Origin of the sequence: Algoriphagus sp. (genome assembly GCF_029254265.1) — a bacterium.
In the GTDB taxonomy this organism is placed as follows: domain Bacteria; phylum Bacteroidota; class Bacteroidia; order Cytophagales; family Cyclobacteriaceae; genus Algoriphagus.
This window is the reverse complement of record NZ_JAQWXX010000132.1, coordinates 50,758-73,244: the sequence shown is the minus strand read 5'-3', so window position 1 is coordinate 73,244 and position 22,487 is coordinate 50,758. Positions and strand designations below refer to the sequence as shown.

Here is a 22,487-nt window from a genome sequence, read left to right as displayed (position 1 = left end):
CGTAAATCGTCAATATTCCAAAATTCCTTCCGTAATAAACTGTGACGCTCCTTCCAAGCTTCCATGTAACACGATTCTGAACGTGGTCCCTTTTCCTATTTCAGAATTTTTGACAAAAATCTTTCCTCCATGATAGCCTTCAATGATTCTTTTGGCAAGGGTCAAACCTAACCCCCATCCTCGCTTGCGTGTAGAAAAGCCAGGATTGAATACTCTTTTATACATATTCTTTTCCATTCCCTTTCCTGTATCCGTGATATCTACGATCACATATTTATCACTATCCTGCAAGACATCGATAGTAATGGTACCTTTCCCTTTCATGGCATCGACCCCATTTTTACAGATATTCTCAATCACCCACTCAAAGAGCGGTTTGTTCATCATCGCTTCTAGATCTTTGGAATCAGCATTGATGATTAAATCCACTTTGGTAGAAATTCTGGGACGTAAATAGGTAATCGTCTCCTCAATGCTTTCATAGAGATTTTCAGGCTGGATAACAGGCTTACTTCCAATGCTGCTAAATCGCTCGGTTACCATTCTCAGTTTGACCACATCCTTATCCATTTCTTGGATGATTTCCCGATTTTCCTCCCAAACTGGAGAATTTCGCAGATAATCAATCCAAGCCATCAGGGAAGCAATTGGAGTACCGAGTTGGTGTGCGGTTTCTTTAGTGAGTCCTGCCCAAACACGATTTTGTTCCGCTATTTTACTTTGATTAAAAAGTGTGTAGGCTAATACTCCAAAAAGAAGGATAACTGCAAGCTGGATATAAGGGTAGTATTTGAGATTGAGCAAAAGCTCAGAATTTCGGTAATAAACCTGAATATCTGCCTCAGAAAGATAGATCGGTTCATATTCCTCCTGCATTTCAATCAACTCCTTTTCAAGGATTTTAGCAGAATCTTCTTTATTGGAATTTTTCTTAAAAATGATATTACGAAACTCAAATGGGTCTCCCTCGGAGTCTACCATTATGATCGGGATCGAATAATTTTGATTAATGATCTCCTGAGAAATAAATGTGAGGTTTTCGGAGGTAGTAGAAGCATATTCCAATGCTTTTGACAACAGCTCGATTTGGCGTCTTTCACGCTCTTTAAGTTCTTCAACCAATCGATTGGTATACCAAATCGAACCTGTACCAATGACTAAAGACACCAATATCACAAGCCATTTTACTTGCTTTTTATTTCTGTAAAGATCTCCGGATGTCAAGTCTTGGAATCGGTTTTTCATTCGAAATAATCAGATGCTCGGATAATTAACTCGGCAATCTATAGGTTAGTATGATTCTGGTCTGGAAAATGGTGATTTCCATTTGAAACTTTGTATGTAAAAATAGACCATAAATACTTGGATGAAAATTTCTTGAGTTATTTAAAAAGTGAAGCTATTTCCAGGGTGAAAAGAAAAACCCGGAAAATAGAGTTCCGGGTATTAGTATTAATTGTTTGTTTTTATCCACTTCCAAAGTGTTTTATAAGTTGGCTTAGTCCCATGCATGAGAATGCCTATTCGGTAGATCTTACCAGCCAGCCAGGTGGTAAATAAAAACCCGGTAATTAAAAGTCCCATCGAAAGTATTAACTCCCACAACGGCACCCCATAGCTCACTCTTCCCATCATCGCTATGGGGGAAGTCAAGGGAATGATGGAAAGCCAAAAGGAAGTAGTCGAATTTGGGTCATTTAACACAAATACAAAAAGTCCCATATACGCGACAATCAAAGGAATCGTAACAGGAAGCATAAACTGCTGCGCATCGGATGGGGCATCCACTGCAGATCCAATTCCTGCGAATAATGCTCCATACAAGAGGTATCCTCCTAGAAAATAGAAAATAAAAGAAAGGACGATCTGAGTCACATTGATTCCTGATAGAACCAGAAGAATCTCACCTACGTCGGAGTTGTTTGCCATGCCTTGTGCGATTTCAGGATTTGCCATTTCCATAGCCTGCTGCTGAGGCATCTGCATTCCAAGAAAACCTGTGACAATAGTGGTCAACGTTCCAATCAAAACTATCCAAATCAGCAATTGTGTTAGTCCCACTCCCGCGATTCCGAGAATTTTCCCCATCATGAGCTGAAATGGTTTCAAAGAAGAAACCAAAATTTCCACAATTCTACTGGATTTCTCTTCAATCACCCCCTGCATAATCTGGTTGCCATAGATGAAAATAAACATGTAAATCAAAATCCCAGCGAGAAAACCGATCGCATAATTTACAGTGGCATCGCTTACGGTTTCAGTTCCCTGATCATCCAACGTGATAGATTTGATGGCGACTTTAGTCCTGACCTCATTGATTATTTTTGGATCAATTCCACTTTCAAAAAGCCGCTGTTCCTCGATTTTCTTTTTTAGATTATTTTCTAGATAGCTAATCAAATTCATGCTGGGATTTTCCTCACCATAATAAGTAATGCCTTTTGGGTCTTCCAGCTCAAAGTTGGGAATATGCAAAAATCCATACCGCTCTCCATTTTGAACCAATTCCTTAGCTTTTTCCTCACTCAAATTTGAAAATGAGAAAGCATATTGCTCAGAACTTTCCAGAAAAAACAAATTGTTATCATCTACGACTTCAATGATTCGCAGCGATTGATTGTCTTTCTCCTCTAATGCGATCCACACAAAAATCCCCATAATGGCAGGGAAGATCAAAGGCGTCAAAAGTGTGACTAATAAAAAAGATTTTTTCTTGACTCGTGCGAGGTATTCCCGCTGAATCACCAGCCAGATTTTATCCATTTTCTGTCGATTTTACCTGGTGAATAAAAATTTCTTCCATACTCGGAATTACCTCTCTAAACTGAGCCACTTCTCCATATTCCATCAGTTCATGTAAGAGTTGATTGGGTGTCTTACCACTAAGGGGAAGCGTAAAGTGATAGGATGTTTCATCTTGTTTTGCAGCCCATTCAGCTGGAATAGGTTGCTTGATTTGATCAATGGTAATCGTAAATACCTCAGGCCGATAGCTGGATTTCACTTGTTTGATAGTCCCGTCGAGGATTTTTTGAGACTTGTTGATCATAGCAACCTGATCACAAAGTAACTCTACAGATTCCATTCGGTGAGTAGATAGGATTACTGTTGTGCCTTTTTCTTTCAACTCTAAAATTTCATTTTTTATAATCTCCGCATTGACAGGATCAAATCCTGAAAAAGGTTCGTCTAAAATCAGCAGTGGCGGATTATGAATAATCGTAGAAATAAATTGGACTTTTTGTGCCATTCCTTTGGAGAGATCTTCGATTTTTTTGTCTCTCCAGGTAGACATCTCCAATTTATCAAGCCAGAATTTAATTTTCAATTTAGCATCAGCTGGACTTAATCCTTTTAATCTGGCGAAATACAGCATCTGGTCCCATACCTTCATTTTTTTGTACAGACCCCGTTCCTCCGGTAAATACCCAATTTGAGAGATATGCTTGGGAGCAAGAAGTTCACCATTAAGATATACCTTCCCACTATCCCCTTCGATAATCTGATTGATGATTCGGATCAAAGTCGTCTTCCCTGCTCCATTTGGCCCCAAAAGACCAAAGACCACCCCCTTACTTACTTCAAGATCCAGATCTGTGAGCGCTTTACTCGCTCCGTAGGATTTGTTTAATTTTTCGATTTTTAGCATTCGCTCAAAAAGTAAGGATTATTCAACAGTAATCGACCCTACACCCACATCAATTATCAAATCTAATAACCGAGGATCGGACTCTTTATAACCTTTGGTGATGTAAATATTATTCTCCAATTCCTTTAGATATTTTGGCAAATTAGTTCGGCACATTGGAGTAGTCTTCATTTTGATTCGAACTGGAAAAGAATCAGGAGGTAGATGAATATAAAGTTTACCTGCACCAACGGAAGCAATGACTTGACTTTGATTAGACATTCCATCCGAAAAATCAAGATTTATTGCTCCATAGTTTACTTCGAAAATCATTTTGTTGGCATTCGTGTAATTCGCTTTATCGACTTGAACTGTCCCCATATTAAGCGTAACCAAAAGTGTATCCATCTGTACTTGATTCGGAGCTTTTGAACTGTAATGGACTAATACATCTGCGCTTGCACTTCTTATCTTCAACTGACTGACTGTCAGATTAGCAAGGTCAAAATCTGATTTTCCCATCCCCAGATTAAAATCCAGATGATATAAAAAATTAGTGGTCAGTCCAAGATCCCAAGTATGATCAAAGTCTTCTGATGCACTTGCAAACAACTTTGAGGTGATACTTTTTCCTAAGTTTTCTGACTCCACATTTTTATGAACCAATGAAGCACTTAGGATATTATTGGAAATTTGACTTGAAAAAACAGGAAGAATATTGGCTTTTTCCAGATGCCCATGGATATATAAGGGATCTGACGATTTAACTCGTTTTAATTGAGTAGTGCTTTTATAGGAAGTAAATTCAAAGGCAACCAGATCAAACCCTTTGGACTCGGTGACTCTGAATTCCTTGACCAACTGAGCCTTACTCGCATTTACCCCTCCGACAAGCAATAGGAAAAGCAGACACAAATTTTTAAGCATAGGGATAAGTTACGGTTTGCCTGTCAAAAGGTTCTTTAAAAATATAAAAAAAGCCAGAATTGCTTCTGGCTAAATTTTTAAAAAAACTCCTTCATTTTATCAAAAAAGGTTTTATCACCTTTTCCAGGGTCTGGCTTGAAGTTTTCAGAGAATCTCAAATTTTCCAAAACGTTTTTCTCTTCTCTGGATAAATTTGTTGGCGTCCAAACATTTACCATTATTAATTGGTCTCCACGAGTATAGCCATTGATATCTTTGATCCCTTTTCCTTTTAAGCGAAGCATTTTTCCACTTTGTGTTCCCGGATCAATTTTGATTTTCACCTTTCCTTCGATTGTAGGCACCTCTACAGATGCTCCAAGAGCTGCATCTATGAATGAAATATATAAATCAAAGATGACGTTATTTCCGTCTCGCTGTAAAGTATCATCTTCAAGCTCTTCGATTACTATCAAAAGATCACCTGCTATTCCACCTGGAATTTCGTTGCCTTTTCCAGACATGCTTAATTGCATTCCTTCAGCGACTCCACCTGGTATATTGATTGGAATAATTTCTTCTTTGACAACCAGACCTCTGGAATCTGCTTCTGCAGGTTTTTTATCAACGATTTGTCCACTACCGCCGCAAACAGCACAGGTGCTGGCGGAGACCATCTGGCCAAGCATGGTATTTACTACCTTCTTGATTTGGCCCGAGCCTTGACAAGTAGAGCAAGACTTGAAAGAAACACCATCAGCGACAACATGTCGCTTTACTTTTATCTTTTTCTCTACTCCATTTGCAATTTCGCTTAGAGTCAACTTGAGTTTTAACCTGAGGTTTGTTCCTTTCTTAGTACGCCGGCCACCGCCTCCGCCACCTCCAAAAAATGACCCGAAGCCACCTCCGCCGAAGATGTCACCGAATTGGGAGAAAATATCTTCCATATTCATACCTCCTCCGCCATATCCGCCACCGCCAAGACCTTGATGACCGAATTGATCGTATCGTTGTTTTTTCTCTGGGTTACTCAATACCTCATATGCCTCAGCAGCCTCTTTGAATTTATCTTCAGCTTCAGGGTTATTAGGATTTTTATCTGGATGATATTGGATTGCTAGTTTTCTATAAGCTTTCTTAATCTCATCTGCTGAGGCAGACTTGGATAATCCTAGCACCTCATAATAATCTCTTTTTGCCATAATTATGCTCCTATCACTACTTTGGCAAAGCGGACAACTTTATCCCCAAGAGTATATCCTTTCTCCACCACATCTACTACTTTTCCTTTCAATTCTTTTGTTGGGGCTGGTATTTGAGTAATTGCCTCCTGGGTATCGGCATCAAATGGCTTACCTATCAAATCATCCATAGGTACAAGGCCCTTGCTTTTTAGAATTCTGATCAATTTTTGAAAAATCAGATGATTTCCCTCTCCAACTTTGGAAGCATCTTTTTCATTTTCGCTAGCTTTAAGCGCTCTTTCGAAATCATCGACAACGGGAATCAAATCTCTCAATACTTCCTCAGAAGCTGTCGAAATCAGATCTAGACGTTCTTTAGAAGTCCTCTTACGAAAGTTCTCAAAATCCGAATACAGTCTGAGGTACTTATTTTTCAATTCTGCGATCTCCTGCTCAAGCGTATTTTCTCCGCCTTCTCCATTAGTCGAATCAGAAGATTCAGTTGGACCATCTTCCATATTTTCCTTTTCGCTTACCCCTTCTAATTGGTCTTCTTGTTCGTTCATTTCTTGATTTATTTGTTCTTCATCAATCATAATTCAATTTCTTCTAGTTGGCTTTGCATCCATATCAATATTGTTGCCATCTGGCAAAAACTGACAATGTGGCACTTTATGCCTGATGTATTGCCTGCCAGATTAAATCTTTAAGCACGTCAAGATTGTATTGGGAGACCGAGGAAATAAAAGTGTAAGGAATTCCTTTTGGGATTTCTCTTTCCATTTCCTTCATCAACTCCTCGTCTAGCATATCGGATTTTGAAATAGCCAAAATCCTTCGTTTGTCTAATAATTCAGGATTGTACTTTTCCAGCTCTCCAATTAAAATTTCATACTGCTTTTTTAAATCGGGTGCATCTGCAGGAATCATGAAAAGTAAGATGGAGTTCCTCTCAATATGCCTTAAAAAACGAATACCTAATCCTTTCCCTTCGGCGGCTCCTTCTATGATACCAGGAATATCTGCCATTACAAATGATTGATCTCCGCGATAGGCTACTACTCCGAGATTAGGAACCAATGTCGTAAAAGGATAATCTCCAATCTCAGGTCGTGCCGCAGAAATTGATGACAATAAGGTAGATTTACCGGCGTTCGGGAAACCAACTAAACCCACATCAGCCAAGAGTTTAAGCTCAAGTATGATCCATTCTTCAATTCCAGGTTCTCCCGGTTGAGAATAGTGTGGAGCCTGATTCGTAGATGTTTTAAAATGATCATTCCCCAATCCACCTCTACCTCCACGGGTTAAGATCACTTCTTGCCCATCTTCGGTTATTTCAAACCTTTTTTCCCCAGTTTCAGCATCTTTGGCTACAGTTCCCAAAGGCACTTCAAGAATAATATCTTTACCATCAGCACCTGTCCTACGTCCTCCTTCACCGTGCTTTCCCCCGTCAGCAATGACATGTTTTTTATATTTCAAATGGAGTAAAGTCCATACTTGAGTAGTTCCCTTTAAAATAATATGACCACCTCTTCCACCATCACCGCCGTCTGGTCCGCCTTTAGGCACATGCTTTTCCCTTCGGAAATGCATAGCACCAGCACCCCCAGCACCTGATCGGGAGCAAAATTTAACATAATCTATAAAGTTGGAATCGGCCATTTTTTTGGAAAGAAAAAGGCTAAGCTTTAAAGCTTAGCCAAATATTGAAATGCAAAATTACTAAAATAAAGGCAATCAGTAGCTATCTATCACAGAAGCGATCTCAGCAAAGATTTTTTCAATTTTTCCCACTCCGTTTATTTTGGTTAATTTATTTTGACCCGAGTAGTAATCAGCTACAGGAAGCGTTTCATCCAGATACACCTTAATTCTTGTATTTATTTTAGCATCATCTTGGTCATCAACTCTATTGGAGGTCTTACCACGTTCCTTTATTCGCTCTTTCAAAATCTCTTGTGGGACTTCTAAAGCAATCATTCCCGAAATCTCCATTTTATGATTTTCAAGCATCTTATCCAAAGCCTCAGCTTGCGCAGTGGTCCGGGGAAAACCATCAAAAATAAATCCGTGGGTATCCTTTGTCTCGCTGATTTTATTCTCAACCATGCCAATTACCACTTCATCGGGAACAAGATGACCTTCATTCATATACTTTTTAGCCAACAATCCCAACTCCGTTCCTTCCCCTAAATGTTTTCGAAACAAGTCACCGGTTGAAAGATGGGTTAATCCATATTTTTGAATAAGCTTTTCACTTTGAGTGCCTTTTCCTGCACCAGGAGGGCCAAATAGTACAATATTATACATTCCTTAGATAATTAATTGAGATACCGATAACTGATAAATTGAGGGTAAATTTCTTCCTAAACCATCGTAATCGAGACCATAACCGACGACAAATTTATTCGGAATTTCAAAACCGACATAATCTAAAGCATAATTAAACTGAAAAGCCTCTGGCTTAAAGAGCAAAGTTGCTATTGAAATCTTAGCTGGATTTAAGTTTGAGATTTCTGAAATTAGGTATTTCATGGTAATTCCTGTATCTACAATATCTTCTACGATCAAGATATTTTTCCCATCTAAGTCATCATCTAAACCTAGAATTGATTGAATTTTCCCTGAACTTTCAGTACCCACATAACTTTTGACTTTGATAAAAGAAGTAGATAACGGAAGATCTATTGCCCTACATAAATCTGCCATAAAAATGGAAGCTCCATTTAACACGCCAATCACCAGCAGTTCCTCCCCTTCAAAATCTTTAGTGATCCGCTGACCAAGGTTTTTAACCTTAGTCAAAATTTTTGCCTCCTCAAGAAAGAGTGAAAATTCTTGATTGCGTATACTTATACTCATATATCTTATAGGTTCTTAAGTAGATATTGATACATTTTTATCATGGCCTCTAAATCAAATAGAGAAACCTTTTCGTCTGGAGTATGAACATTATCCTCCGGAGCCCCTATAAAACACCAATCAATTGCATAGGGGGAAAATTGAACTTCTCTTCCGTCAGATCCACCATACGCCTCGACTTCCAGTTGATAAGGTATACCGCTTCTTTCCGCCAGTTCAATAATTCTATCTATAAATTTTTTTCGTGGAACAAATTTATCTCTAATTGATATAGCTACTCCTTCATGATGCCTTATGCCTTCTGTCACCCAGGTAATGTCAGAAATAAGCGCCTGTTTAATAGGGGCTTTTTCCTGAATAAAATCTAAAAGAAAAGGAATACTACCTCCTCCATGTTCCTCATATGTGGAAAAAACTACCCAACCATCGGAAATTGTTTCGCAAAGTTTTAGCGCATTATAAACGCCAAGCCTATTATCAAGATAAGCCCCCTGAATAAATTGATCATCAATTCTAAGATTTTGTTTGAAAGAAAGTCTTGTGCCCGGAATTATTTTTCTGGGAAAATCATGGAAAATAGCATCATCATCCCCTACTAATTTACATTGAATACCACCCAATTTATCCTCTCCAATAAGTTCTGAACCTTCAATTATCTCGGGACCTCCAATGCTAATCAGTTGATTAGCATAACGAACCATGAATCCCACAGTGTCTATATGGGCAAAAACAGCAGTTTTGGGGTTTCCGAATTTCAAAAGAATACAATCATGAAACTCTTCACCAGAATATATTTCTGGCGAAACTTTCCAAGTAACACTTCGTTTCTGTATTGTCTTGATCAAAAACTCAGAAATGCTAGATTCATCACCCGAAACTGCATTTATATTAAGGATTTCAGTTAAAAATTTCATTTTGGCATAAAATATGTTAAATTCATTAACTTAATTTGAAAAAAAGTTTAGAATTATTTTTTTGCTGCAATATGCTTTTAAATAATTCATTTAGATTTGTAGTAAATTAAAAGTTTATAAATTTGTATTCACATCTATCAACACTTAAAATTTGAACAAAAATTTTTTGTTATGAAAAAAATAATACTATCAACAATTATGGCTGGCGCCTTAGCATTCGGCGCTAACGCTCAAGAATTCGACAAATGGTCACTAGAAGTAGGTGGCGGTTTTAACAAGCCAATGGCTCCGCTGGGTCCTGACTTTCTATCTCCTACGTTAAATTTGGGTCACATCGAATTCGGTGCTCGTTACATGTTAAATGAAAAATTTGGTCTAAAATTGGATTATGGATTTGGATCAATGAGAGAAGCAAAAGGAAATGATTCCCAAAGCCTCCCATTCGATACCAAATATTTTAGAATGAATCTTCAAGGTGTAGCAAACATTGGAAGAATCATGAATTTCGAATCATTCACAAGAAGTTTTGGATTATTACTCCATGGTGGAGCTGGAATAGGCAGAGTTAATCCTGAAGAGAATCTGTATAATGATTTCGACGATGATGTTTATACCATCATGTTTGGATTAACACCTCAATTGAAACTAAGTAAAAATATAGCCTTAGTTGGTGATATTAGTACTGTTTTGAACGGTAGACAAACTGTCACTTGGGATGGCTCTACAGCTATTAGACCTTCAACTGACAACGGTTTCTATGGTGCAAATGGTACTTGGTGGTCTGGAACACTTGGATTACAGTTTTATTTGGGTAAAAGCGAAGAACATGCAGACTGGTTTATTGCTGCTGACAAATATGCTACCAAAGAGGAACTTGCTACTCAGATCAACGGTATTAAAGACATGTTGAAAGATTCAGACGGTGATGGTGTTCCAGATTATTTGGACAAAGAGCCTAACACTCCAGCAGGAGCAAGAGTTAATTCTTCTGGTATGACTATGGATTCTGATGGTGATGGTACTCCTGATCACATGGATAAATGTCCATTCCTTCCTGGTCCAGCCTCTACAGGCGGTTGCCCAGTAGAAGAAGTTGTTGAGCAAGTTGATTTCTTCAGAAAGGCTTTAAATGACGGATATGTGAATGTTTACTATGCATTCGACAGCGATAAGCCACTAGGTTATTCTACTAGCGCAGCTAACTATGTATCAAACTTCTTGAAAAAGAATCCAGGTGTAAGTGTTGAGGTTAAAGGTTATGCCGACGAATTAGGTCCAGAAGATTACAACATGAAGCTTTCTGAAAGAAGAGCTAAGGCTGTATATGATCTGATAATTGCTTCTGGAATTGATGCTTCAAGAATCTCTTACAAAGGTTATGGCGAGGACACAAGTGTTGATAAGTCTTCAGCTGATGCAAGACAAATGGCAAGAAGAGCAAGCTTCGAAGTGAAGTAATTCTCCTAACATATATTTAAGAAAGCCTGATCAAATTTGATCAGGCTTTCTTTTTTATAAAGAATTGGAAAAAAAATTCAGATTATCAATCTTCTATTTTTAAAACTGAAAATCAAAATTCATTTTATTATTCATTCGCTTTTCCATCGGAAGTCAGAATTCTCATGCTGAAAATTGATTATTATTCAAAGAACAAAGAAAGTAAGTTTTTTTACTCCTTTTTTCTATAATTTTGAAGCTGAATTACCCTAATCAAATATCCTTTGAAATGAGACACCTTTTATTATTCCTATCAATTGTATTTATTTCCAATACAGCATTTTCCCAAAAAGATTTCAACAAATGGTCAATTGACGCTAACCTAGGTGTAAATAAGCCTATGGGACCACTCACAGGTGGCTATTTATCTCCTACACTTAATATTGGACATGTCGATTTTGGTGGAAGATATATGGTCAACCAATACTTTGGATTTTCCGGAAATTTTGGATTTGGAAGTTTTAGTGAAGCCAAAGATGTAAGTCCTGAATTCAAAACAGATTACCTAAGTCTTAGTTTACGAGGTGTTTGGAATATTGGTCGATCACTTTCATTTGAAACATTTACAAAAAGGTTTACTGTTTTAGGTGAATTTGGAGCAGGTTTTGGATCTTTAAAATCAGAAGATCGGATTAACTCAGAAGGTAAGTTACCCGATTTTGATCCTGATTATGTTTATTCTTTTAACTCATCATTAAAAGGGCTGTATTCTCTTTCAAATAGAATCAGCTTACAAGGAACTATTTCTATGATTGTCAACGGAAGACAGCGATATACATTCGACGGAAATGACTTTAATCAGATTGGAAGACCTTTTTTACCAGAAATCCCTTTTCCCCACGCTACTGCCACCTGGTGGACCGGTACCATAGGGCTTAATTTTTACTTAGGAAAAAATGAGACTCATGCAGATTGGTTCATAGAACCCGATAAGTATGCTTCTAAAGAAGAACTCACTTCTAATATCAATGAAATCAAAGATATGTTAAAGGATTCTGACGGAGATGGAGTACCTGATTACTTAGATAAAGAACCCAATACTCCCGCTGGAGCTAGAGTAAATAGCTTTGGAGTAACAATGGATTCTGATGGTGACGGCACACCAGATCATCTGGATAATTGTCCATTCCTTCCTGGCCCTTCTTCAACAGGAGGCTGTCCAGTAGAAAAGATTGTAGAACAAGTTGACTTCCTAATAAAAGCCATTAATGATGGCTACGTGAATGTTTACTATGCATTCGACAGTGATAAGCCACTAGCCTATTCTACTAGCGCAGCTAACTATGTATCAAACTTCTTAAAAAAGAATCCAGGAGTAAGTGTTGAAGTTAAAGGTTATGCAGACGAATTGGGTCCAGAAGACTACAACATGAAACTTTCTGAAAGAAGGGCTAAGGCAGTTTATGACTTATTGATTTCTTCTGGAGTTGATCCTTCAAGAATTTCTTATAAAGGCTATGGAGAAGATACAAGTGTAGATAAGTCTTCTGCTGACGCAAGACAGATGGCAAGAAGAGCAAGCTTCGAAGTAAAATAATTCTCTCTTCAAATATTTAGGAAAGCCTGATCAAGTTTGGTCAGGCTTTCCTGTTTTAATAGTTTTAATTACAATTTGAAAAGATTTGTAACTTCTACAAGAATAAAAATCGGTCTTAAACAGCCGGTTTTTTCTTTTATCTTTGAAACATGTTTATCCTTTCTCAAACTCCTTCTATTGCCAACCAATTTATGGCAGAAATGAGAGATACTGTCATCCAGAAAGACAGAATGAGGTTTAGAAAAAACCTAGAACGTTTAGGTGAAATTTTGGCTTATGAAATATCCAAAACTCTCGTTTATCAACCGAAACTGATTCAAACACCACTTTCTAAAATTAATATTTTAACTCCTTCCGAAAATCCTGTTATAGTTTCTGTTCTAAGGGCCTCCCTGCCGTTTTACCAAGGCTTTTTGAATTTCTTTGATCAAGCAGAAAGTGCTTTTATAGGTGCTTTTAGAGAAGAGGAAAATAATGGGAAAATCAAAATCAATCTTGGCTACCATGCAAGTCCTTTTCTAGGGGAAAAAATAATGATCTTAACAGATCCAATGCTCGCAACTGGGAAATCTTTAATGGAGTCAATTGACACACTTTCTAAAAATGGAACTCCAAAACACATCCACATCGCTGCGGGGTTTGCCGCTCCAGAAGGAATAAAATTTATTAAGGATAATTTAAGCATACCGCATAGTTTTTGGATTGGAAGTATGGATGAGAGATTGAATGAGCAATTTTATATTGTTCCTGGATTGGGTGATGCAGGAGATTTAGCCTTCGGTCCAAAAATTTAATCAAAAAATGGCAGCGTACTTTCTTTTATTATTAGGGTTTATAATTCTTCTTGCTGGTGGTAAAATATTGGTAGATGGAGCATCTGGCATAGCAGTCAAACTAGGAATGAGTGCAGGCCTAATTGGTTTAACTATCGTTGCTTTTGGCACTTCTGCACCAGAACTTTTGGTAAGTGTAAATGCAGCGCTAAAAGGAAATAGTGATATATCAATTGGAAATGTAATCGGTTCGAATATTGCCAATATTGGGCTAGTACTTGGAATTACGGGACTTTTCTACCGCGTATTAATTAGAAGAATACATATACGATTTGATTATACAGTTACCCTTCTTGTTTCAATACTTTTTTATGGTCTAAGCTATAATGGGATAATTGAAACTTGGGAGGGGATTTTACTCCTTGTTTTATTCATTGTTTTCAATTTTTATTTATTCAAAACTAGTACTATAGAAAACCCTGAGATTGATGAAGAAATTGAGCAAGTAAAAAGTTTTTCTTGGCTGAAATCTATTATCTATTTCATTGGGGGAATAGTAGGGCTATATTTTGGTTCAGAGTTATTAGTAGAAAATGCAGTTCTGATTTCGAGAGAATTTGGAGTGTCAGAAAGAGTAATCGGGGTGACAATTATCGCTATTGGAACTAGTCTACCAGAACTGATTACCTCCATAATAGCTGCTCTTTCAAAGCGCACCGATTTAGCTCTAGGCAATATTCTTGGAAGTAACATCATGAATATTCTCTCCATTATAGGAATCACTGCAATAATTAAACCTATTGAGGTCTCCCAGGAATTCATAAACTCAGATTTTCTGTGGATGCTAGGAATCACAATTTTGCTTTTTCCTCTGATGCGTACCAAAATGCAAATTTCGAAAGTTGAGGGTTCATTTCTATTATTGGCCTACTTCACCTATATATTCTTCTTACTATGATCGAATCTATCCTCAAACTTCTGGGGATTTATTTCTTGTCTTGGTTCAAATTTATTGCTGGACCAGTACTTGGTACTGCAGCGGGATACAGTGTGATTCAAACCATTCTGGTGACTGTCTCTGGTATGATGAGTAGTGTAGTTGTATTCACATTTATTGGAGCACGATTTAAAAAATTTATAGAAATACGCTTCCCAAAACCCAAGTTTTCCAAAAAAAATCGGAACATCGTGAAAATTTGGAAAAAATATGGGGAAATGGGAATTGCGGCGATCACTCCACTTCTGTTGACTCCAATAGGAGGAACTTTAATTATGGTTTCATTTGGAGTGAAAAAGAGAAGAATTTTTATTCAAATGCTAATTAGTTCAATTCTTTGGGCAACATTCTTTTCCCTCACCATTGATTCAATCCTGAAAATCCCCTTTTTCAACAATCTATTCCTCTAAATCTTGGTCGGGAAGAATCTCTATATCTTGGATTAAAACCCGATTTGAAATCTCCTGACCAGTAAGAGTTGCTGCCAAACCACCCATAGCAGTTTCTTTATATCTGCTTTCCATTGAAGCCCCGATTTCTCCCATTGCCTCAATACATTCGTCAACGGGGATTACCGCGCTTACATTAGCGAGAGCTATCTGGGAGGAACTAAAGGATATCGCTGCCGCACTGGCATTTCGGACAACACATGGCACTTCAACTAAACCTGCCACAGGATCACAAACCAGACCAAGCATACATTGAATAGTAATCGCAACTGCATTAAAAATCTGATCAATATTCCCTCTAAGACAGTATACTATTGCTCCAGCTGCCATTGCAGCTGCTGATCCTGTTTCTGCCTGACACCCTCCTACTGCTCCTGCCAAACTGGCTTTCTCCTCAATAATTAGCGCGATCCCTGCGCCCACTAAAAGCCCCTCTATAATCTGCTCGTCCGAAAGAGAATGAATCTCTTGCAGGGTTACCAAAGTTCCAGGCAAAATTCCACTTGCCCCAGCTGTAGGAGCAGCCACCACTCTTCCCATACAAGAATTGACTTCCTTAGCTGCCAAAGCTCTGGAAATTAATTTTTGAAATTCTGGTGAAAGGACTGCAAGTGGATAATTAAAAACTTTTTTTGCCCCATTATTAATCATTCCTGATCTAGAAACCATGTCTTCCTCCAAGCCTGCTTTCACAGCATCCTTCATCACTTGATAGGCATGTAGTAATCCGATTTTTATTTTACCTTCTTCACCATTTTTTTGCTCTACCTCGTATTCGATGACAGACTGAGGCAAACTTATATTATTCAATTCGCAATAGGCTTTCCAGCCTTTGAAGTCTTCAAAAAGATAGCACATAGTAAATTTGGGTTTATATAATTTGGTAATCTTGAAATTTGTCTTTTTGTTCCAATCTTAAAAATTGAAATTTAAAGTCTGCTTAATCGCGGGATCTAAACTTAAAGCTACTGGACAAGTCTTGGCAGCATTCTTTAATTTTTGAATAAAAACAGAATTGTTCACCGGGACTTCCCAGGTAAAATCAACTTTTATTTCTTCAATTTTTCTAGGGTTTGCTTGCATGATTTTGGTTACTTCCCAATTAAGCCCCTCTAAGGAAATATTTTCTCTGGCAGCAATTATGCCCATAATGGTAACCATGCAACTCCCTAATGCGCTTGCTACCAAGTCCGTAGGAGAAAAGGCCTCTCCTTTTCCATTATTATCAACTGGTGCATCCGTCAGGATCTTTGTACCAGATTGAAGATGCTCGGACTCAGTCCTTAAATTCCCTAAATACGAACTTTTTATAGTCGGCATAAACTCTTACTTTTAAAATTCAGTTTAAAATAAATGAACCCAAAAATAGGGCTATATTTTCGACCAACTCGAATGAAGAAGCTGAATTTAATTCTAACGCTTATTTTATTTTTCCTTTCAATTGAGTCGTGGGCCCAGCGAGAAGATGCTGGAAACTACGATTATGATAAGGAATATACATTTGGATTGAATAAAAACACCAATGGAGGATTGATTGGTGGATTTGTTTTTAAATCCGGAACTCGAATAGATGACAATCAATTTAGCTTTTGGGCTATCGAACTTTCTAATGTAAAAAATCCAAAGGAAGTCCGCTTTAATACCGTTTTGGGAAATAGCTATATTTTTGGAAAATCAAATTATCTCTATTCCATAAGGCCTCAATACGGAAGAGAAATTATTCTTTTCAAAAAAGCACCAAATCAAGGAGTGCAAGTATCTGCCCTTGCTGCTGTAGGCCCCACATTTGGTTTGATTGCACCGTATTACATAGAATATGCTATCAACCGGATAGAAACTGTCCGAGAGCAATATGATCCTGAAATTCATCAAAGTAGATTCAATATCCTTGGGACAGGAAGACTTTTTGAAGGATTAGGCCAATCGGAGTTTGCATTTGGTGCTAACTTGAAGGCAGCTATGTCTTTTGAATTTGGCGTTTTCAGATCAAATGTCACTGGACTGGAACTTGGTTACATGCTTGAGGGTTTTACAAAAGAAATTCCACTAATTCCAACGGTTGAAAACAAGCAGTTATTCCAATCAGTTTATTTCACCTTTTTCTACGGATTTAGACAATAAGCAATCATTGGCTTTTTTAGGATAAGCCATACCTTTGCCACAAATCAATATACATGATCGAATTACCAGTTATATCAGAAGAAGCAACAAGAAGGAAAAAGCCAAATTGGCTCCGAGTAAAGCTTCCTGTTGGAAAAGAATACGCAAAAGTCCGAAAACTAGTCGACGAACATAAGCTCCACACTATTTGCGAAAGCGGTAATTGTCCTAATATGGGTGAATGTTGGGGAGCTGGTACAGCTACCTTCATGATCTTAGGGAATGTCTGTACCAGATCTTGTTCATTCTGTGCAGTAGCGACCGGAAGACCACCAGAGTATGATACTGATGAACCTAGAAGAGTTGCTGAAGCGATCAAATTAATGGGCGTAAAACATGCAGTAATCACCTCTGTGAATCGGGATGAATTAAAAGACCGTGGGGCTGAGATATGGTATCAGACCGTGGTTCAAACCAAAGCTCTTTCTCCTTCTACCACTATTGAGACATTGATCCCTGATGTGAAATCTAATTGGGACGCCCTTTATCGGATGATTGAGGGTGGCCAAGAGGTAGTTTCACATAATATGGAAACTGTGGGAAGTCTATACAGAAGAGTACGTCCCCAGGCAAAATATGAACGCTCCTTAGAACAAATCAAATTGACCAAAGAATATGGAAAGCGTACTAAAACTGGGATAATGCTAGGTTTAGGTGAAAAAAAGGAAGAAGTGTTTCAGGCGATGGACGATCTTGTAGCTCATGGTTGTGACATCCTAACTCTTGGCCAATACCTACAGCCAACAAAGTTGCATATTGAAGTTGCAGAATTTATTCATCCTGATCTTTTTGATGAATATCGAGAAGTTGGCCTTTCCAAAGGATTAAAATATGTGGAATCTGGGCCACTGGTGAGGTCTTCTTACCATGCCGAAAGACACGTAAACGTTTAAGTATTCCCAAATAAGTTCATAAAAAAAGCCTCGAGAAATCGAGGCTTTTTTTACGTTGATGATTTAAATTTTAAGCAATCTCTTCTTCAGAGGTTGCATATTCTTCTACTGGAATACAGCTACAAATTAAGTTTCTATCCCCATAAGCTGAATCAATCCTTCTAACACTTGGCCAAAATTTATTGGCTTTTACATTCTCAGACGGGAAAACTGCTTTCTCTCTAGAGTAAGGCAAATCCCATTCTCCGGTCAATACCATAGTAGCCGTATGAGGAGCATTTTTCAAGACATTATTTTCACGATCAGCTTTTCCATTTTCTATTTCACGGATTTCCTCACGGATTGAAAGAAGCGCATCACAGAACTTATCCAATTCAGACTTAGTCTCAGATTCAGTTGGCTCGATCATCAAAGTACCAGCTACTGGGAACGAAACTGTTGGTGCATGATACCCATAGTCCATCAATCGCTTTGCAATATCTTCTACCTCCACTCCGAATTCTTTGAAAGCTCTACAATCCACAATCATCTCGTGTGCAGCTCTTCCTTTTGTTCCTGTATATAGAATTTCAAAATTACCTTTAAGTCTTTCCTTGATATAATTTGCATTTAGAATCGCCATTTTGGTTGCGTTGGTCAAACCATCACCACCCATCATTGCGATGTATGCGTAGGAAATAGGTAAAATACTTGCACTTCCATAAGGCGCTGCAGAGATCGAAGACACTGGATCTTCACCACCAGTTTTCACCAAAGGATTTCCCGGCAAGAATGGTGCAAGGTGCGCTGCTACGCAAATTGGTCCCATACCAGGTCCGCCACCACCATGAGGAATACAGAAAGTTTTATGAAGGTTAAGGTGACAAACGTCAGCACCAATTCTTCCTGGACTGGTCAATCCTACCTGAGCATTCATATTTGCTCCGTCCATATAAACTTGTCCTCCAAACTGGTGAATGGTAGCACAAATCTCTTGAATAGCCTCCTCAAATACACCGTGAGTTGAAGGATAAGTAACCATCAAGGCAGCTAAGTCATTTGCATGAGCAGCTGCTTTTTCTTTAAGATCTACCAAATCAATGTTTCCTTTTTCGTCACATTTCACTAAGACAACTTTCATTCCCGCCATAACTGCAGAAGCTGGATTGGTACCATGAGCTGAAGTAGGAATCAAAGCTATATTTCGATGAGCATCTCCTCTGCTGAGGTGATATTGACGAATTACCATTAATCCTGCAAACTCTCCTTGAGCACCTGAGTTCGGCTGAAGAGAGGTATCTGCAAAACCCGTAATTTCATTCAGCCAATGTCTAAGGTGAGCGAAAAGTTCTTGGTATCCAGCTGTCTGATCGATTGGAGCAAATGGGTGCATTTGACCAAACTCAGGCCAGGTAACCGGGATCATTTCAGCAGTCGCATTCAATTTCATGGTACAAGAACCCAAAGAAATCATGGAATGAACAAGCGAAAGATCTTTCGCCTCCAAACGCTTAATATAGCGAAGCATTTCATGCTCACTATGATAATTATTGAATACAGGGTGAGTTAAGTATTCAGATTTACGCATCAATGAATCTGGGAGATCCAAAGTCAAGTCTTTAGCAAGACTACTGAGATCTGGGCTTTCAATTCCTTGAGCCTTCGCAAATACGTCTACGATATGTGCTACATCATCTAAGGTTTTTGCTTCATCAAACGTCATGAATACCGTATCATAATCGTATCTGAAATTCATTTCTGAATCCACTGCAATTGATTTGATAGTATTCAAAGTTTTTGCCTCTATGGCGACTTTCAGCGTATCAAAATAAGTTTGAGAAGAGACTTCATAACCTAGAAGTTGCAATGCTTTTCCTGTCAACTTTGCTAAACCATGTGTTCTAAGCGCTATGTTTTTCAAGCCTTTTGGCCCGTGATAGACCGCATAAAAACTAGACATTACTGCTAAAAGCACCTGCGCAGTACAGATATTTGAAGTTGCTTTCTCTCTTTTGATGTGCTGCTCTCTGGTTTGTAAAGCCATTCTGTAAGCCTTATTTCCCGCTCGATCAATTGATACACCAATGATCCTTCCAGGAATTTGTCTCTTATAAGCTTCTTTAGTTGCGAAGAATGCTGAATGCGGTCCTCCATATCCCATTGGCACACCAAATCGCTGCGCTGAGCCTACCACTACATCAGCTCCCATTTCACCTGGAGGTGTCAGGAGTGTCAACGCTAGCAAATCTGCCGCAAAGGCAGTGCTTACATGATTCTCTTTTGCAGAAGCTACTATTGCCGAATAGTCCATTACAGCACCTTCTGCATTCGGGTATTGAAACAGAACTCCATAAAGATTTTCATCTGTCAGGTCCAGTGAATCCAATGATCCAAAAACCAATTCTATTCCAAGTGGCTCTGCCCTTGTAACCAAAACTGCTTTGGTTTGTGGAAAAACCTGCTCGTCTACAAAAAACTTTTGGGCGTTTTTCTTTTCTCTTGGCTTGACCGAATACAACATGGTCATTGCCTCAGCTGCAGCTGTTCCTTCGTCCAAAAGTGAAGCATTGGCAAGCTCCATTCCAGTAAGCTCCATTACCACTGTCTGGAAATTGATTAAAGCTTCTAGCCTACCTTGTGCAATTTCTGCTTGGTAAGGTGTGTAAGCAGTATACCATCCCGGATTTTCCAAGACATTTCTCAAAACTACTCCTGGCACTAGGGTATCATAATATCCCAATCCAATGAATGATTTGAAGACTTTGTTTTTGGCTGCCAAAACTTTGAATTCCTTAAGAAACTCAGATTCCAACTTTGCTGCCGGGAGATTCATAGGCTTCTCCAGTTGGATTGATTTTGGTACAGTCTGGTTGATTAATTCCTCTACTGATGAGGCACCGATTTTCTCCAACATCTCTGCGATTTCCGCTTCAGTCGGGCCATTGTGTCTGCTCTCAAATTTGACAGCGTTTGAAAGGTTGATCTGCATAAAGAACTTAAGGAATAATGAAGTATTTGGGTATGGAATCTTAAAGATTTTTCAAGGTGCAAAGGTATAATATCTAAAAAGAATTAGCCCTTATGAACCTCAATAATTTACCCCCATAACATGCATAATTTACAAACGGTTTATTGCAGGGTTAAAATTTTATCTAGTTTAGGGCCAGAATAAAAATAAATCAATGAAAAAAGGACTGTTATTAACCGGGACTTTGGCGTTGGGCCTGACAATAAGTGCAGTAGCTCAAGATCCCATTCAAGTAAAATATGCCAATACTATTACTGCTGCTGATCTTACAGAATACCTTACTTACCTAGCATCCGATGAAATGAGAGGGAGAGATACAGGATCTGAGGAGCAAAAAATTGCAGCACAATATCTTGCTGATTTCTACAAAGAACTTGGTTTTACAGGACCAGTTGAAGGAAGCTACCTGCAGCAGGTCCCCTTGGTCAGTTCAGCATTTAATGCGGTTGATCTGAAAATAGGAAAGAATAAACTCGTAATGAACGAGGATTTTGTCTTTTCTGGGGATGGCAATATGGCAAAAGCCATGAAGACGGATTTAGTATTCCTTGGGTTGGTAAATGATGAAAATCTTGCCAAAGTGGCTGTTACGGACAAACTCGTGGGCATCTGGGCTGTAGGCGTACGAACTAATGATTTGATCAAAAAAGTAATGGATGCCGGTGCAGCTGGAATCGTCATGGTAAACATGGAAGGTCAGGCGAACTTTGACAGAATAGCAAACAGAGCTAAAACGCTTGCAGGAAAAGGTAGAATTGGCTTTGAAAAAGAAGTGACTCAGAGACCAATATTTACGGTAAGCTCTGACAAAATGGGAGAGTTATTCGGGCAACCTGTAGAAACTTTGAAAGAAGCTGCAAAAACAAACCCTGAATCTATTCCTTTTCAAAAAGCAACTTTTCAAGTAAAGAAAACTGTGAATCCTGTAGAAAGCTCCAATGTGATGGGCTACTTGGAAGGTACAGACCTTAAAGATGAAGTGTTGGTAATTTCATCACACTATGATCACGTAGGCGTAAGTAGCACTGGCGAGATTTTCAACGGAGCAGATGACGACGGTTCAGGAACTGTATCGGTGATGGAGATTGCTCAAGCATTTGCCACTGCTGCAAAAGAAGGCCATAAACCTCGTAGATCAATCCTGTTTTTGAACGTGACAGGTGAAGAAAAAGGGCTTTTGGGATCTGAATACTATGGCGACCATCCTATTTTCCCGATGGAAAATACGGTGAACAACATCAATATTGATATGGTGGGTCGAATCGATTACGAATATCAAAAGGCTGACAACAAAGATTATATCTATGTGATCGGTTCAGAGATGCTTTCTTCTCAATTGAAAAAGATCAACGAATACAACAATATCACTTATACCGATTTGATTTTAGATTATCGCTATGATGCGGAGGACGACCCAAATCGATTCTACTACAGATCTGATCACTACAACTTTGCAAAACATAATGTACCTGTGATCTTCTTCTTCAATGGTGTACACGATGATTACCATCAGGTAACAGATACCGTAGACAAAATCGAATTCCAACTGATGGAAAAAAGAGCCAAGCTAGTTTTCCACACAGCTTGGGACTTGGCAAATCGCGATAAGCGAACTCCTGTTGACGGGACAAATACTAGAACAGACCGATAAAAATTAAGCCCTGAAAATTT

Annotated in this window: 21 protein-coding genes; 8 read left to right on the top strand and 13 right to left on the bottom strand. The window is 38.5% G+C overall.

The window, feature by feature from the left end:
* Nucleotides 1-9: 9 nt before the first annotated feature.
* The 10 genes from P8O16_RS19755 to P8O16_RS19710 all read right to left on the bottom strand — a co-directional run bounded on the left by P8O16_RS19755 (nucleotide 10) and on the right by P8O16_RS19710 (nucleotide 9,503).
* Nucleotides 10-1,245 (bottom strand): ATP-binding protein, encoded by a 1,236-nt coding sequence (locus P8O16_RS19755; RefSeq protein ID WP_300317878.1) that lies wholly within the window; start codon nucleotides 1,243-1,245, stop codon nucleotides 10-12.
* A gap of 207 nt (nucleotides 1,246-1,452) precedes the next feature.
* A complete protein-coding gene (locus P8O16_RS19750; RefSeq protein WP_300317875.1) occupies nucleotides 1,453-2,763 on the bottom strand; it encodes an ABC transporter permease in 1,311 nt (436 codons plus the stop codon).
* Entirely contained in the window at nucleotides 2,756-3,649 is an 894-nt protein-coding gene (locus P8O16_RS19745; protein WP_300317872.1) for an ABC transporter ATP-binding protein, read from the bottom strand. The genes P8O16_RS19750 and P8O16_RS19745 overlap by 8 nt, the downstream gene beginning before the upstream one ends.
* 18 nt (nucleotides 3,650-3,667) lie before the next feature.
* On the bottom strand, nucleotides 3,668-4,555 hold the full coding sequence (locus P8O16_RS19740; RefSeq protein ID WP_300317870.1) for a hypothetical protein: 888 nt from the start codon (nucleotides 4,553-4,555) through the stop codon (nucleotides 3,668-3,670).
* Between the two features lie 77 nt (nucleotides 4,556-4,632).
* The gene (gene dnaJ, locus P8O16_RS19735) at nucleotides 4,633-5,739 is read right to left on the bottom strand and encodes a molecular chaperone DnaJ (RefSeq protein WP_300317868.1); all 1,107 of its coding nucleotides are present in this window, start codon (nucleotides 5,737-5,739) and stop codon (nucleotides 4,633-4,635) included.
* A 2-nt stretch (nucleotides 5,740-5,741) separates the two neighbouring features.
* Entirely contained in the window at nucleotides 5,742-6,287 is a 546-nt protein-coding gene (locus P8O16_RS19730; protein WP_300317867.1) for a nucleotide exchange factor GrpE, read from the bottom strand.
* Nucleotides 6,288-6,393: 106 nt separating this feature from the next.
* On the bottom strand, nucleotides 6,394-7,389 hold the full coding sequence (obgE, locus tag P8O16_RS19725) for a GTPase ObgE (RefSeq protein ID WP_300317864.1): 996 nt from the start codon (nucleotides 7,387-7,389) through the stop codon (nucleotides 6,394-6,396).
* 75 nt (nucleotides 7,390-7,464) lie between these two features.
* A complete protein-coding gene (locus P8O16_RS19720; RefSeq protein ID WP_300317861.1) occupies nucleotides 7,465-8,037 on the bottom strand; it encodes an adenylate kinase in 573 nt (190 codons plus the stop codon).
* 3 nt (nucleotides 8,038-8,040) lie between these two features.
* Entirely contained in the window at nucleotides 8,041-8,589 is a 549-nt protein-coding gene (gene hpt, locus P8O16_RS19715; protein ID WP_300317858.1) for a hypoxanthine phosphoribosyltransferase, read from the bottom strand.
* 5 nt (nucleotides 8,590-8,594) lie between these two features.
* Nucleotides 8,595-9,503 carry a M20/M25/M40 family metallo-hydrolase gene (locus P8O16_RS19710; RefSeq protein WP_300317855.1) on the bottom strand — a complete coding sequence of 303 codons (909 nt, stop codon included), beginning with the start codon at nucleotides 9,501-9,503 and terminating at the stop codon, nucleotides 8,595-8,597.
* Between the two features lie 171 nt (nucleotides 9,504-9,674).
* Here P8O16_RS19710 and P8O16_RS19705 point away from each other — a divergent pair, with 171 nt between their 5' ends.
* The 5 genes from P8O16_RS19705 (at nucleotide 9,675) to P8O16_RS19685 (ending at nucleotide 14,717) form a co-directional block, all read left to right on the top strand.
* Nucleotides 9,675-10,961 carry an OmpA family protein gene (locus P8O16_RS19705; RefSeq protein ID WP_300317852.1) on the top strand — a complete coding sequence of 429 codons (1,287 nt, stop codon included), beginning with the start codon at nucleotides 9,675-9,677 and terminating at the stop codon, nucleotides 10,959-10,961.
* Between the two features lie 268 nt (nucleotides 10,962-11,229).
* Nucleotides 11,230-12,537 carry an OmpA family protein gene (locus P8O16_RS19700; RefSeq protein WP_300317849.1) on the top strand — a complete coding sequence of 436 codons (1,308 nt, stop codon included), beginning with the start codon at nucleotides 11,230-11,232 and terminating at the stop codon, nucleotides 12,535-12,537.
* A gap of 149 nt (nucleotides 12,538-12,686) precedes the next feature.
* Complete coding sequence (gene upp / locus P8O16_RS19695) at nucleotides 12,687-13,331, top strand: uracil phosphoribosyltransferase (RefSeq protein WP_300317847.1); 645 nt, start codon at nucleotides 12,687-12,689, stop codon at nucleotides 13,329-13,331.
* Between the two features lie 7 nt (nucleotides 13,332-13,338).
* On the top strand, nucleotides 13,339-14,268 hold the full coding sequence (locus P8O16_RS19690; RefSeq protein ID WP_300317845.1) for a calcium/sodium antiporter: 930 nt from the start codon (nucleotides 13,339-13,341) through the stop codon (nucleotides 14,266-14,268).
* On the top strand, nucleotides 14,265-14,717 hold the full coding sequence (locus P8O16_RS19685) for a hypothetical protein (protein WP_300317843.1): 453 nt from the start codon (nucleotides 14,265-14,267) through the stop codon (nucleotides 14,715-14,717). The genes P8O16_RS19690 and P8O16_RS19685 overlap by 4 nt, the downstream gene beginning before the upstream one ends.
* Here the strand turns inward: P8O16_RS19685 and sdaAA are convergent.
* Complete coding sequence (gene sdaAA / locus P8O16_RS19680) at nucleotides 14,706-15,614, bottom strand: L-serine ammonia-lyase, iron-sulfur-dependent, subunit alpha (RefSeq protein ID WP_300317840.1); 909 nt, start codon at nucleotides 15,612-15,614, stop codon at nucleotides 14,706-14,708. The two genes, P8O16_RS19685 and sdaAA, sit on opposite strands and share 12 nt — an antisense overlap.
* A 57-nt stretch (nucleotides 15,615-15,671) precedes the next feature.
* A complete protein-coding gene (locus P8O16_RS19675) occupies nucleotides 15,672-16,076 on the bottom strand; it encodes an OsmC family protein (RefSeq protein ID WP_300317837.1) in 405 nt (134 codons plus the stop codon).
* Between the two features lie 72 nt (nucleotides 16,077-16,148).
* Between P8O16_RS19675 and P8O16_RS19670 the strand changes: the two genes are divergently transcribed.
* Both P8O16_RS19670 and lipA read left to right on the top strand, forming a co-directional pair.
* A complete protein-coding gene (locus P8O16_RS19670; protein ID WP_075351877.1) occupies nucleotides 16,149-16,877 on the top strand; it encodes a hypothetical protein in 729 nt (242 codons plus the stop codon).
* Between the two features lie 53 nt (nucleotides 16,878-16,930).
* Nucleotides 16,931-17,809, top strand: coding sequence for a lipoyl synthase (gene lipA / locus P8O16_RS19665; RefSeq protein WP_300317831.1), 879 nt, complete (start codon nucleotides 16,931-16,933; stop codon nucleotides 17,807-17,809).
* A gap of 70 nt (nucleotides 17,810-17,879) precedes the next feature.
* Here lipA and gcvP read toward each other — a convergent pair whose 3' ends face one another.
* The gene (gene gcvP / locus P8O16_RS19660) at nucleotides 17,880-20,777 is read right to left on the bottom strand and encodes an aminomethyl-transferring glycine dehydrogenase (RefSeq protein ID WP_300317828.1); all 2,898 of its coding nucleotides are present in this window, start codon (nucleotides 20,775-20,777) and stop codon (nucleotides 17,880-17,882) included.
* 193 nt (nucleotides 20,778-20,970) lie between these two features.
* Between gcvP and P8O16_RS19655 the strand changes: the two genes are divergently transcribed.
* Complete coding sequence (locus P8O16_RS19655) at nucleotides 20,971-22,467, top strand: M28 family peptidase (RefSeq protein ID WP_300317826.1); 1,497 nt, start codon at nucleotides 20,971-20,973, stop codon at nucleotides 22,465-22,467.
* Nucleotides 22,468-22,487 lie beyond the last annotated feature (20 nt).